The following is a 12,759-nucleotide window of genomic DNA, read 5'->3' as shown; positions in this document are numbered from 1 at the left end:
GTATCAAAATTTTATGCAGAAGATGTGATAATAAACAAGAAAACATCGACAAATTTTAGTCGATGTTTTTTTGTACTAATCGTTTATTTAATTCTTCATAAAATTGGTTTGGTTCGTCTACATTTAGGACGATTCGATCCACTTTTCTTTCGATTCCGTACATAAGGTTCATGGTTTGAGGTTCGTTAAGTAAAATTTCAAAAGTAGGTTTCTCACTGATGAAATCGGCCACCCTTGCATCAAATAGAGTGTCTAGCTCTTTTCTTGTAAATTTTTCTGGACCATCATAGTATTTAAATTCTTTAATCTGTTGGAGTGGAAGGTCCATACTTTTTGCTAATCCTGTTTGAAGATACAATTGCTTATCTGTTAATAAGAATGGTGTTAACCTTGTAGCATGGATTTCACCTAAGAAGTAAAGAACACCATAAACATTTAAAAACAGTAAAATATAAGCTACTATTTCATTCCATTGATGAAGAAGATAGTGTAAACCAACTGATTCTATAATCGTTGCATGAATAAGCATAATATAGACTGCTGTAGAACTTGTTTTCTTATGATACGTAAATGGTGTACCATGAGACACTTTTACTTTCTTTTTCCAACTAAACAGTGAATAATAAAAAACCGCAAACTCTGAAAGGAATATTTGTAAGACCTTTTGATTAGGAAGGTATTTGTCTAAAGCCAATCTTAGATTATACAGAAAAAAAGAATTCTCTAGGCTTAATTTCTTATATTCTTTTATTAGCTTCGGAAGCTTTGTTACGACCTTATATAGAATATAAAGCTCAAGCAAAATTAGTAATCCTTCAGATCCTAAAATAATGTAAGGAAGGAAAGAATATTGCTCCATTTCAGCATTCGGAATAATTAAATACGCAGCGCCATAACCAGCTAAAATTACGACACCTAAATACTTTAATGAATATCGTTTTCTTATAATAAGAAAATAAGTCAACAAAGGAATCACAATTAGGAAATCCAGAATGGATCCTAAAACAGCACCATCAGGGATGGTTTTATAGATTGGAAAGTGGTATAGAGAATAGTTCGCTAATACTACTAAACTAGTTAAAACTAAATATAAAAGAAGATTCCGTTTCTTAGAAATTGCCATATGTATCACCTCATACTTCCATTATATAGTAATAATGAATAATAAAAAAGTACTAAACCACATGGGAATAGTACTTTTGAATTAGTTTAATTTTTCTGTTAATAGGCGCTGAGCCATCTCAACAATTTCATCACTTGGTGGTTCAATATCCTTTAAAGGATATGTTAAACCAAGGGCTTCCCACTTATAAACACCAAGCTTATGGTAGGGGAGGACCTCTACTTTTTCAACATTGGACAGGGTTCCAATAAAATCACCTAATTTACGTAAATCTTCCTCGTCATCCGTAATAGATGGTACAAGAACATGACGGACCCAAATGGGTACGTGGTGATCGGAGAGAAAATGCGCAAATTCAAGGATATGGTCATTCGCCATTCCAGTTAAATTAATATGCTTTTTTCGATCGATATGTTTTAAATCTAGGAGAACAAGATCTGTATACTTTAACAATTCCTCCAGGTTATTTTGGAAATGTTCCGCATGCGAGAAGCATCCACCTGATGAATCAATAGTTGTATGAATTCCAAGGTCTTTACATTTTTTAAACAATTCAATTAAGAAGGGAACTTGAAGAAGTGGTTCGCCGCCACTTACTGTAATCCCGCCGCCTGAAGCATCAATAAAAGGAAGATACGATTTCAAATCATCAATGATATCAGAAACAGACACTTCCTTGCCAGTCCCAATTTCCCATGTATCTGCGTTATGGCAAAATTGACAGCGCAAAAGGCACCCTTGGGTAAAAACGACGTAGCGAATCCCTGGACCATCAACTGTTCCGAATGTTTCGATAGAATGTATGTTTCCGTTCATGATGAAATCTCCTCCTGTTTTAAGAAAAGGGGGAGCGCATTTGTTCATACGCTCCTTACACTTGTATTATTATTGTTACATCGATCCGTGGAATGTTCTGTTAATGACATCAAGCTGTTGTTCTCTAGTTAGTTTAATAAAGTTAACAGCATATCCAGACACACGAATCGTTAGTTGCGGATATTCTTCCGGATGTTCCATAGCATTAAGCAATGTTTCTCTGTTAAACACGTTAACATTTAAGTGGTGTCCTTGTTTAATGGAGTATCCATCAAGAATGCTTACAAGGTTCTTAACTCTGCTCTCATCATCTTTCCCTAAAGCTTTTGGCACGATTGAGAACGTGTTAGATATTCCGTCCAGGGCATAGTTATAAGGTAATTTTGCAACAGAAGAGAGGGAAGCGAGTGTTCCTTTTGTATCTCTTCCATGCATCGGATTTGCACCAGGAGCGAAAGGCTCACCAGCACGACGGCCATCAGGAGTATTACCTGTTTTCTTACCGTAAACAACGTTTGAAGTAATGGTTAAGATCGACATCGTTGTAAGAGAATCACGGTACGTTTTGTGTTTGCGAAGTTTACTCATAAAGCGTTCAACCAAATCTACTGCGATAAGGTCTACACGATCATCATTGTTACCGTATTTAGGGAAATCGCCTTCAATTTCAAAATCAACGGCAATTCCATTTTCGTCACGAATTGGTCTTACTTGAGCATACTTAATCGCACTTAAGGAATCAGCGACAACACTTAGACCTGCGATACCTGTTGCCATTGTACGAAGAATTTGTGAATCGTGTAGTGCCATCTCAATTCTTTCGTAGCTATATTTATCGTGCATGTAATGAATGATATTTAATGTGTTAATATATAATCCAGCTAACCAATCCATTGTTTGATCAAATTTCGCCATCACTTCTTCGTAATCTAATACTTCAGAAGTAATAGGGGAGAACTCAGGTGCAACTTGAATTTTATGCTTTTCATCTTTTCCGCCATTAATAGAATAAAGCAGGGCTTTTGCTAAGTTCGCACGAGCGCCGAAGAATTGCATTTGTTTCCCAATTTCCATTGCAGAAACACAGCACGCAATTCCGTAATCGTCACCCCATTCAGGTCGCATAATATCATCATTTTCATATTGGATGGAACTTGTCTCAATTGACATTTTTGCACAATATTCCTTGAACCCTTCAGGTAATTTGGTTGACCAAAGAACCGTTAAATTTGGTTCCGGTGCAGGCCCAAGGTTTGATAAAGTGTGTAAGAATCGGAATGAGCTCTTTGTGACTAATGAACGACCATCTGTAGCCATCCCACCGATAGATTCCGTTACCCAAGTAGGGTCTCCGCTAAATAATTCATTATAATCTGGTGTACGAGCAAATTTTACTAAACGTAGTTTCATGACGAAGTGATCAACTAAAGCTTGAGCTTCCTCTTCATTCATTAATCCGCTTTGAAGATCTCTATCGATATAAATGTCTAGGAAAGTTGAAACACGACCCAAGCTCATAGCTGCACCGTTTTGTTCCTTAATCGCTGCAAGGTAAGCTAGGTATAACCATTGGAATGCTTCCGTTGCATTGCTTGCTGGTTGCGAGAGATCAAACCCATACATCTCGCCAAGTTGTTTTAATTCTTGTAAAGCACGAATTTGCTCAGAGATTTCTTCGCGTAAACGGATGATTTCTTCACTCATCACTGGTGTAGTACCTGCTAAATCCTTTTTCTTTTCTTCTATTAAAAAGTCCACTCCGTATAGAGCTACACGGCGATAGTCACCGATAATACGACCACGTCCGTATGCATCTGGTAACCCAGTGATAATTCCGACTTTACGAGCCAGCTTCATTTCATCTGTATATGCGTCAAAAACACCTTGGTTATGAGTTTTTCTAAAGTCAGTAAAGATTCTTTCTATTTCTTTGTTTAACTCGAAACCATATGATTCACAAGCTTGTTGAGCCATTCTAATGCCGCCATAAGGTTGAAGGGAACGCTTAAATGGTTGATCCGTTTGAACTCCAACTACCTTTTCAAGATCTTTATTTAAATAACCAGGACCATGAGAGACAATGGATGACACAACCTCAGTGTCCATATCAAGAACTCCACCGTTTTCACGTTCTTTTTTCGTTAATTCCATTACTTGTTTCCAAAGTTCAGTTGTTGCTTCTGTAGGACCTGCTAAAAAAGAGTCGTTCCCTGTATAAGGAGTAAAGTTTTTTAATATAAAGTCTCTTACGTTTACTTCTCTTTGCCAACTACCTGCTGAAAAACCTTTCCATTGGTCCATAATGGTCCACCTCTTAATTCATTTTTATATATTTTTGAATATAACAGTTGTTACAATTACATCTTACTTAAAGTATAACAGTTTTAGTGTGAAGAACATCACATAATTAAACTTGTATTTTGACATTATTATGAACATTGACTTAAAACAAATAATAACGAGGAGAAAAGCACTAGGTATTTTCTTTGAATTTGATTTTGTGTACTATAATGAAATATCATTTTTTAAAAACTGTTATACAAAACACTATCGAATTTGATAACACTATTGTAACGTCATTAATAGTGTAAAAGTAGAGGGGAAAAGCCGTTTCATTTGGAGATATTTTGACAATTGATAATGATTATAAAGAAGGGGAAATATGTTTACATATATGGAAAAATATGTATTAGATTTTGTTGCAGAGGGGGGTGAAAGCTAGTAGATTTTATTTCTGTTCTAAGGAAGCAAAGCCAAAGGAGGATAAAGTCGCAACCTTATCCTCCTTTTAAAATGGTTATGAATGATTAGTCTACCACGATATAAGCAATCATCGGACCGTTACTATCTTTATCAGGGTGTGTTAGACAAATTAATCGATAAACTCCTTCATCTTTTAGCTGTAAATCAACAACGGTTTCTTGTCCTTTTTTGACAGTCCCTTTAATATCAGTTCCTTCAATTATGAAAGGATGCTCAGCTCCGTTTACACCCCAAATTTTCAATTTAACTTTTTCGCCTTTCTCAACGAAAATTGTCCCAGGGTCCCAACGGTAAGCTTCAATTTCCTTTCCATCATCCGTCTTGGATTTAAATTCTCCCGTAACCATATGAATTTCTCTAACTTTACTCTCTTTTGCCTCCTGATTAAAGGCTGTCACAGAATCTGAATTTAGGTAAAACCATAGCGTCGCTGTCGCTGCTGTAAGAAAAATAAGAAAGACAAATACCAATGAACTTCTTTTTAACACTAAAAAACGCATAACTACACCTCCATAGATTGTCCACTACTAACATATGCCAGGTAGGAGTAAAAACTTGTCTATATATTTTAGATTTTTTTAAGAGTTGAAATAGACTTCAATTGATATAAAACGCTCCTGTTATTAATAGATTTAACCATAAGCTATTTTTTAAAGGAGCGATTTCGAGATGGTACAAAAAAGGAAGATAGAAAATTTTAAAGGAAGCAATCTCCATGCAAAGGGATGGGTTCAAGAAGCCGCTTTAAGAATGCTGATGAATAATTTAGATGAAGAGGTAGCTGAAAGACCTGAAGACCTAGTTGTATATGGTGGAATCGGAAAAGCAGCCCGCAACTGGGAGTGTTACGATTCGATAAAAAAATCTCTTCTCGATCTAGAAGAGGATGAAACTTTACTTGTACAATCAGGGAAACCTGTTGGCATTTTCAAAACACATGCAAATGCCCCTAAAGTGCTAATCGCAAATTCCAACTTAGTTCCTGCTTGGGCGAATTGGAACACCTTTCACGAGTTAGATCAAAAAGGTTTAATGATGTATGGTCAGATGACAGCTGGAAGCTGGATTTACATTGGAAGCCAAGGAATCGTCCAGGGAACTTATGAGACGTTTGCAGAATTAGCGAGGCAGCGATTTAATTCATCATTGAGAGGCACCATTACATTAACTGCAGGTTTAGGTGGCATGGGTGGTGCACAACCTCTTGCTGTAACGATGAACGACGGAGTATGTATCGCAATTGAGGTTGATGAATCAAGGATTGAGCGGAGGATCCAGACAAAGTATTTGGATGTAAAAGCAGAAAGTCTAGAAGAGGCTATCCGACTAGCTACTAAGGCAAAGGATGAAGGAAAACCTTTGTCTATCGGCTTGCTAGGAAATGCTGCTGAACTACTTCCGCAAATGCTGGTTCTTAATTTCATCCCAGATGTTTTAACAGACCAAACATCTGCCCACGACCCACTGAATGGATACATTCCTAAAGGATATAGTCTGCAACAGGCTGAAGAATTACGAAAACAAAGCCCTGAAACGTACATCTCGTTATCGAAAGAAAGTATGGCTACTCATGTTAGAGCCATGCTCAGCATGCAGGAAAATGGAGCAATAACGTTTGATTATGGAAACAACATCCGTCAAGTTGCTAAAGACGAAGGAGTTGAACATGCATTTGACTTTCCTGGGTTTGTTCCGGCTTATATTAGACCATTATTTTGTGAAGGAAAAGGCCCGTTCCGTTGGGTAGCATTGTCGGGGGATCCTTCAGATATCTTTAAAACCGATGAGGTAATACTTCGCGAATTTAAGGATAATGAGAGACTTTGCAAGTGGATTCGAATGGCTCAACAAAAGATTCAATTTCAAGGATTGCCTTCTAGAATTTGCTGGCTCGGCTATGGAGAAAGAGCAAGGTTTGGGAAAATCATCAATGACATGGTAGCAAACGGGGAATTAAAAGCACCTATTGTCATTGGGCGTGACCATCTTGATTCAGGTTCCGTTGCTTCTCCAAACCGGGAAACAGAAGGAATGAAGGATGGCAGCGATGCAGTTGCGGACTGGCCAATCTTAAACGCATTAATTAATGCAGTTGGAGGGGCAAGTTGGGTTTCCGTTCATCATGGAGGTGGCGTCGGGATGGGGTACTCCATCCATGCTGGTATGGTAATCGTCGCTGATGGCACAAAAGAGGCTGAAAAGAGATTAGAGCGAGTACTAACAACTGATCCGGGAATGGGAATTGTTCGACATGCAGATGCTGGCTATGAAAAAGCTATTGAAAAAGCAAAAGAACATGGCATCCGTATTCCGATGATGGACTAAGGAGGGAGGATCAATGTCAAAATCTATTTTTATCGAACATGCCAATCAATTAATAACGTTGAAGGGGAAGTCAAATTCACCTCGTGTAGGAAAACAAATGAGCGATTTGCAAATCATTGAAGATGGGGCAGTCTATATTGAATCTGGAAAAATAGTAGAAGTAGGCAAAACGGAAGAGATAAAGAAGAAGCTCGGAGGTAAGCTAGAAGGGATAAAGCACATAGATGCTACGGGCAAAATCGTAACTCCGGGCTTTGTGGATCCACACACGCATCTCGTCTATGCAGGCAGTCGAGAAGAAGAGTTTAACATGCGGTTAAACGGTGCGAGTTATATGGACATTATGAACAATGGTGGAGGGATCCATGCAACGACGTTCATGACTCGAAACGCTTCATCCAAGCAGCTATTCAATGAAAGTAAACGGAGACTTGACCAATTCTTATTGCATGGGGTTACAACCTTAGAGGCAAAAAGTGGCTACGGGCTAGAATGGGACTCAGAGATGAAACAACTAACGGTAGCGAAGGAACTTAACGCTGTGCACCCAATTGATATTGTTTCAACGTTCATGGGAGCACATGCTGTTCCAAAAGAATATAAAGGTTGTCCTGATGCTTATATTGATTTAATCATTGAGGAAATGCTACCACACGTAGCTAAAAATGAGCTTGCAGAATTCAATGATGTGTTTTGTGAACGAGGCGTTTTTACCCCTGAGCAGTCTAGAAGAGTTTTGGAAGCAGGGAAAAGACTTGGGTTAACTCCAAAGATTCATGCAGATGAGATTGAACCGTATGAGGGTGCTGAACTAGCTGTAGAAGTAGGCGCAATATCCGCTGATCATTTATTGAAAATCTCACAAAAAGGGATCCAATTAATGGCGGATAAAGGAGTAATTGGAGTATTACTACCTGGTACCGCATTTTTTCTGATGACAGAAGCTGCCGATGGGCGAAAAATGATTGATCAAGGTGTGCCCATCGCTTTGTCAACAGACTGTAATCCAGGCTCCTCTCCAACCTGTTCAACTCCATTGATTATGAATCTAGCCTGTATCCACATGGGAATGACACCTGCTGAAGTGTTAACTGCGACAACAATAAATGCTGCATATGGCATCAATCGTGGCAACGAAATTGGTAGCATAGAAATCGGGAAAAAGGGCGATCTAGCTATCCTGAATGTGCCTAATTTTATGCAACTTCTATACCACTTTGGTATGAATCACACTCACACCGTCATTAAAGATGGCGAAATTGTTGTTCAAGGAGGAAAGCTATGCTATCCATCCCGCTAAATCCTCCGCCGTTTTACTGGCCCGAGTCTAGCAAAGAGGAAGACATGAAAGTTCACGAATGGATCAAACAATCTAAATCAATCATTGACGACAGAGAACAACATTGGGATGTGGTCTTATTCGGTGCACCATTATCTAGATCTTCTATCAGTGTTTCTGGGGCATCAGAATTTCCCTATGTGTTTCGACAAGCATGGAAAGGTTTTTCTACTTACAACATTGATGATGATTTGGATCTAAAAGATTTACGTATCATTGATATTGGAGATGTAAAAATGCACGGAACAGTTATTTTACTTTCCCATGAAAATATAAAAAACGTGATGTGTCAGGTTCACCAATGGTTTTCTAACACCATTTCTGTAACTGTTGGTGGAGATCATTCGGTAACAGCTATGCTAGTAAAAGGGTTAAAGGAACAGAATTTCAAGAAAACTATTGGGATTTTGCAGTTTGATACTCATTTAGATGTTCGTGATCTGTCGGTGGACGGGCCAACAAATGGAACCCCTATCCGAAATTTAATTGAAAGTAATACGATAATAGGGGACCACGTTTATAACATTGGTCTCCACGGGTTTTTTAACAGTTCATCACTCGTCAAATATGCGAAAGATAACGATATTCATTATATAACGCTAAAGCAAGCTAGATTAAAAGGTCTCCAAAAGACAGTAAGGGACGCTATTTGCGAGCTAGAAACAAAGGTCGACCAAATCCATGTAACAGTTGACATGGATGTATTAGATATTAGTTTTGCACCAGGGGTCCCTGCATCTACACCTGGGGGAATGACAACAGAAGAATTATTTGATGCGGTTCGTCTGTCAGGGATGAGCAACAAGGTAAAAAGTATGGACATTGTTTGTTTAGATCCAACAAAAGATACTCCATCACTGCCAACCGTTAAAGCGGGGATTTCAACATTTTTATCGTTTTTAACAGGGGTTATGAAAAGAAGTCCAATATGAATCTCCGACATTTCGGAGATTTTTTTCCGTATAAGTCACCCTCTATATAACAAACTAACTTCAGTAGGTTTTTTAAAATTAGGCTCAATACGTAACTTTGTTACTTTGGACACTGTATCTTTCGATTAGGCAGTTAAAAGAAAAACGTTTAAAAGCAAGATATAGTAGGAACATAGGCAACAGAAACCTAAGAATATAACGGTAGGTGAAAGGATGTATCATCTTTATACGCATAATGATCTGGATGGTGTAGGCTGCGGGATTGTTGCTAAGATAGCCTTTGGAGAGCAAGTTGAGGTTCGTTATAACTCTGTTATGGGCCTCGATCATCAAGTTGCCCGATTCCTAGATCGAATCAAACAAAAAAAGAATACGGATGCAAAGTTTTTTATCACTGACCTTTCCGTGAGCGATGAGAATGCAAAGGAAATTGAATCTTTTGTCAAAGGTGGAGGAAAGGCTAAATTAATCGATCATCACAAAACAGCCCTTCGTTTCAATGATTATAGTTGGGGGAAGGTTAGGGTTAATTATGATGATGGTCGACTTGCATCTGCTACCTCCTTATTTTACGAGTATCTAATGGAACATCGTTTAATTGAACCATCAACTGCCTTACATGAATTCGTCGAGCTTGTTCGTCAGTATGACACGTGGGAATGGGAAGAAAACGATAATATGAAAGCGAAGCAGCTAAATGATTTATTCTTTATGGGCTCCATTGATGAATTTGAAGAAAAAATGGTATTGCGAATCAAAAAGAATAAGCATTTTGAATTTGACGAGTTTGAGCAAAAGCTTCTTGAAATAGAGGAAGAAAAAATTGAGCGGTATACAAGGAGGAAGAAACGTGAGCTCGTCCAGTCCTTTATAGGAGATTATTGTGCTGGTATCGTTCATGCCGAATCCTACCACTCAGAGCTCGGAAATGAACTTGGCAAAGAAAATGAACATATTGACTATATTGCAATATTAAATTTAGGTGGAAAAAAGATCAGTTTTAGAACGATTCATGATCACGTCGATGTATCAGCAATTGCTGACCAGTTTGGTGGTGGAGGGCATGCGAAAGCAGCAGGCTGTTCAATGAATGAAAAAGCATACGAACTCTATGTAAAGACAGCTTTTGAGGTGGAACCTATGAGGCCCGATGCATTTCGAAATCAATTTAACTTAAAAAACACACCCCAAGGATGCTTGTTTGAAAACCGTAAAGAAGAGAAATTCTTTATTTTTAAAAGTGGAGAAGAGTGGCTTGTTGAGAATTTAGAAGGGGAAAGATTGAAATCCTTCCCTGATTTTAAAGAGGCTGAGAAGTATATTAAACGAAATTATTCCGTTTGGTTAGCCAGAGATGAAGCACTAGTAGAATTTTTAAGAGACTATATCATTAAAACGAAAAACAAGACAATACATCCTGAAACCGTCACTACTTAAGTGACGGTTTTTTCATATATGCACGCGGAAAAACTGGGATTTAATTGGTATTTCTATTTCAATATGTTAACAATTCGGTGATATTGGCGAAAATAAATAAAGAATCTGATAAAATCAGAAAGTATCTATCACTTGAACAAGGTGTGTATAAATGAAAAAATTTCTCTTTATTATACTAGTGTATACTCTTACAATTTCAAATACATTCATTGCCTCTGCTGAACATGGTGACGAAGTACAGATTGTCAGTGAGGCTGCTATATTAGTCGATTCACAATCAGGTGCAGTGCTATTTGATAAAAATGGTCATCACCAAATGTATCCTGCAAGCTTAACAAAAATTGCAACAGCCTCTACGCCATTGAGAATGGGGATTTGAACGATCCTGTAACCGTTAGTAAGCAGGCTACAGAAGCAGATGGAACTCGCGTTTACTTGAATGAAGGGGAAATTGTTCCTTTAAGAAAACTTATTCAAGGGATGCTAATTAATTCAGGCAACGATGCTGCGATAGCAATTGCCGAACATTTGGATGGAAGTATAGAGAGTTTCTCGAAGTCTATAAATACATTTTTAAAAGAAAAAGTAGGGGTGGAGAACACCCATTTTACAAATCCACACGGCCTATTCGACGATTCACATGTTTCTACCGCCTATGACTTAGCCATCATTACGAATTACGCCATGCAAAACCCTTATTTTGTAGAAATCTTTGGGACAAAGGAATTAACGTGGGATGGCCAATCATGGGACACGACGATATACTCTCACCATCGTTTATTAAAGGGAGAAATTCCGTTTGAAGGTATTACGGGTGGAAAAACAGGCTTTGTAAATGAATCAAAACAAACATTAGCTACAACAGCCAAAAATAAAAATATACATTTAACAGCGATCACGTTAAAAGCAGATTATAAAAGAGATATTTACAATGATACGATATCGTTATTAGATTTTGGGTTCGGGCATTTTAAAACAACCTTTCTTGCTAAAAATAGCGAATATAAAAATGGGGAAGAAACCTTCCATTTAGCGAAAGATACATTTATTACAGAACCGCTAAAAGGGTCAAAAATGAACGTAACCGAACAAGGAAAGTTAACTGTACAAAATGAAAGCAACGAGACGGTACAGACAGTAGCATTAGCTGTTAAACAAGACGAACCTATTATACAAGAGGAAAAGAAAGCTGTCGAAAAAGAAGTACAGAGAGATTATATGAATGGAATCTATGTTTTAATCGTATTTGGTTTAGTTGTAGGTTTCGTAACGATTCGAAAGAGAAGACTTTTCAGATAGAACTAAACAGGATAGGGACTTCTAAGTAAAACGAGCGATGGACATTTAAAATCCAACGCTCGTTTTATTGTGGCTTGAGGTTTGATGCGATGAGCAACATGATGAAAGATATTACGATGATCATGATTACCCATAGAGAGGCCAATGCCGTGTTTCCCGATTCTAATGCTACATAAATCGCTGTAGGCAATGTTTGTGTTTTCCCCGGAAGGTTACCAGCAAACATTAGGGTTGCACCGAATTCACCAATTGCCCGTGCAAAGCTTAAAATCGCGCCAGAAATAATGGCTTTATACGACAATGGTAGAGTAATGAAAAAGAACACTCTCCATTCATTGGCACCATCTACTCTTGCAGCATGCTCAATTTCTTGGTCAACGGAACTAAATCCTGTCTTACAAGATTGATACATTAGAGGAAAAGCTACAACTGTTGAAGCGATTACAGCTGCCCACCAGGTGAACATTACCGTTTGATTAAACAAAGACTCGATAAACTGACCAATTGGACTACCTAATCCAAAAATCATGATTAATAAAAAGCCAACAACCGTAGGAGGGAGAACAAGAGGTAACAAAAGAATCGTTTCGACGACTACTCTACCTTTAAACTTTTTATTTTTCATGAATTTCGCTATCAAGACACCAGATATGATAACTACCAACAATGCTACCGATGAAACTTTTAAAGAAAGGACAACGGGTGACCAAAAATTATCTATCATA

11 protein-coding genes are annotated in these 12,759 nt (G+C 37.9%); 6 read left to right on the top strand and 5 right to left on the bottom strand.

Translation table 11 applies throughout. From position 1 onward, the window contains the following. Positions 1 to 55 precede the first annotated feature (55 nt). The 4 genes from ACFYKX_RS02555 to ACFYKX_RS02540 all read right to left on the bottom strand — a co-directional run bounded on the left by ACFYKX_RS02555 (position 56) and on the right by ACFYKX_RS02540 (position 5,202). On the bottom strand, positions 56 to 1,123 hold the full coding sequence (locus ACFYKX_RS02555; protein WP_389357747.1) for a hypothetical protein: 1,068 nt from the start codon (positions 1,121 to 1,123) through the stop codon (positions 56 to 58). An 81-nt stretch (positions 1,124 to 1,204) separates the two neighbouring features. Beyond that, positions 1,205 to 1,939, bottom strand: a complete 735-nt coding sequence (gene pflA, locus ACFYKX_RS02550; protein ID WP_389357745.1) for a pyruvate formate-lyase-activating protein — start codon at positions 1,937 to 1,939, stop codon at positions 1,205 to 1,207. Positions 1,940 to 2,014: 75 nt separating this feature from the next. Beyond that, a complete protein-coding gene (gene pflB / locus ACFYKX_RS02545; protein WP_389357743.1) occupies positions 2,015 to 4,240 on the bottom strand; it encodes a formate C-acetyltransferase in 2,226 nt (741 codons plus the stop codon). Positions 4,241 to 4,746: 506 nt separating this feature from the next. Continuing rightward, complete coding sequence (locus ACFYKX_RS02540; RefSeq protein WP_389357741.1) at positions 4,747 to 5,202, bottom strand: cupredoxin domain-containing protein; 456 nt, start codon at positions 5,200 to 5,202, stop codon at positions 4,747 to 4,749. A 169-nt stretch (positions 5,203 to 5,371) separates the two neighbouring features. Between ACFYKX_RS02540 and hutU the strand changes: the two genes are divergently transcribed. From hutU to ACFYKX_RS02510, 6 genes are all read left to right on the top strand, one after another. Continuing rightward, on the top strand, positions 5,372 to 7,027 hold the full coding sequence (hutU, locus tag ACFYKX_RS02535) for a urocanate hydratase (RefSeq protein ID WP_389357739.1): 1,656 nt from the start codon (positions 5,372 to 5,374) through the stop codon (positions 7,025 to 7,027). A 13-nt stretch (positions 7,028 to 7,040) separates the two neighbouring features. After that, complete coding sequence (gene hutI, locus ACFYKX_RS02530; protein WP_389357737.1) at positions 7,041 to 8,327, top strand: imidazolonepropionase; 1,287 nt, start codon at positions 7,041 to 7,043, stop codon at positions 8,325 to 8,327. Then, entirely contained in the window at positions 8,309 to 9,298 is a 990-nt protein-coding gene (locus ACFYKX_RS02525) for an agmatinase family protein (protein WP_389357735.1), read from the top strand. The genes hutI and ACFYKX_RS02525 overlap by 19 nt, the downstream gene beginning before the upstream one ends. A gap of 213 nt (positions 9,299 to 9,511) precedes the next feature. Next, positions 9,512 to 10,735 carry a DHH family phosphoesterase gene (locus ACFYKX_RS02520; RefSeq protein WP_389357733.1) on the top strand — a complete coding sequence of 408 codons (1,224 nt, stop codon included), beginning with the start codon at positions 9,512 to 9,514 and terminating at the stop codon, positions 10,733 to 10,735. A 151-nt stretch (positions 10,736 to 10,886) separates the two neighbouring features. Then, complete coding sequence (locus tag ACFYKX_RS02515) at positions 10,887 to 11,114, top strand: hypothetical protein (protein ID WP_389357731.1); 228 nt, start codon at positions 10,887 to 10,889, stop codon at positions 11,112 to 11,114. Then, positions 11,111 to 12,034 (top strand): D-alanyl-D-alanine carboxypeptidase family protein, encoded by a 924-nt coding sequence (locus ACFYKX_RS02510; protein WP_389357729.1) that lies wholly within the window; start codon positions 11,111 to 11,113, stop codon positions 12,032 to 12,034. Before ACFYKX_RS02515 ends, ACFYKX_RS02510 begins: the two co-directional genes overlap by 4 nt. Positions 12,035 to 12,098: 64 nt before the next feature. On the opposite strand, the gene modB is transcribed toward ACFYKX_RS02510, so the two are convergent. Continuing rightward, entirely contained in the window at positions 12,099 to 12,758 is a 660-nt protein-coding gene (gene modB, locus ACFYKX_RS02505) for a molybdate ABC transporter permease subunit (RefSeq protein WP_389357727.1), read from the bottom strand. Between the last annotated feature and the right edge of the window lies 1 nt (position 12,759).

The organism is Cytobacillus spartinae, assembly GCF_042865285.1.
Lineage (GTDB): Bacteria > Bacillota > Bacilli > Bacillales > Cytobacillaceae > Robertmurraya_A > Robertmurraya_A spartinae.
This window is presented reverse-complemented; position numbering and strand designations above follow the sequence as displayed.

Coding starts and splice junctions, on each gene's coding strand:
- ACFYKX_RS02515 (WP_389357731.1), top strand. CDS start 10,887: ATGAAAAAATTTCTCTTTATTATACTAGTGTATACTCTTACAATTTCA.
- ACFYKX_RS02525 (WP_389357735.1), top strand. CDS start 8,309: ATGCTATCCATCCCGCTAAATCCTCCGCCGTTTTACTGGCCCGAGTCT.
- hutU (WP_389357739.1), top strand. CDS start 5,372: ATGGTACAAAAAAGGAAGATAGAAAATTTTAAAGGAAGCAATCTCCAT.
- ACFYKX_RS02520 (WP_389357733.1), top strand. CDS start 9,512: ATGTATCATCTTTATACGCATAATGATCTGGATGGTGTAGGCTGCGGG.
- modB (WP_389357727.1), bottom strand. CDS start 12,758: ATGATAGATAATTTTTGGTCACCCGTTGTCCTTTCTTTAAAAGTTTCA.
- ACFYKX_RS02540 (WP_389357741.1), bottom strand. CDS start 5,202: ATGCGTTTTTTAGTGTTAAAAAGAAGTTCATTGGTATTTGTCTTTCTT.
- pflA (WP_389357745.1), bottom strand. CDS start 1,939: ATGAACGGAAACATACATTCTATCGAAACATTCGGAACAGTTGATGGT.
- ACFYKX_RS02555 (WP_389357747.1), bottom strand. CDS start 1,123: ATGGCAATTTCTAAGAAACGGAATCTTCTTTTATATTTAGTTTTAACT.
- hutI (WP_389357737.1), top strand. CDS start 7,041: ATGTCAAAATCTATTTTTATCGAACATGCCAATCAATTAATAACGTTG.
- pflB (WP_389357743.1), bottom strand. CDS start 4,240: ATGGACCAATGGAAAGGTTTTTCAGCAGGTAGTTGGCAAAGAGAAGTA.